The 338-nt window shown below is 58.0% G+C and carries 1 protein-coding gene; it reads right to left on the minus strand.

Annotated elements, in window-relative coordinates; all coding sequences use genetic code 11:
• Window positions 1–338 (minus strand): hypothetical protein (locus FQZ95_RS11990; RefSeq protein ID WP_442898506.1); only part of this gene is annotated, 338 nt, incomplete at both ends.

Raw genomic sequence — 338 nt, forward strand, 5'->3', positions numbered from 1 at the left:
CCATTCACCGTGCCGCTCTGGTCGCCGTCAAAGTGCGCCCCGTTATCCACGATGGCTTCTTTTTCCGGTACATGCTGTACGGCAGTGATGGCATACGTGCCGTCATCGTTCTCACGGATACTCACACAGCGGAACAGGCGCTGACGCAACGTCGGCAACTTCAGCCCCCACACACTGTATTCTGCAACGCCGTCAGGAACCCGGTTCACTTTCACCTTAAGTCCGTCGGTGATGGACTGAACCTCCACGCTGACCGGATTACCACTTCCGTCAACCAGGCTTATCAGCGTGGTACCGGAGGATGGCAGCGTGATTTCACGGTCGAGCGTCAGCGTCCG

Origin of the sequence: Escherichia sp. HH41S, assembly GCF_009820115.1 — a bacterium.
GTDB classification, from domain to species: domain Bacteria; phylum Pseudomonadota; class Gammaproteobacteria; order Enterobacterales; family Enterobacteriaceae; genus Escherichia; species Escherichia coli_F.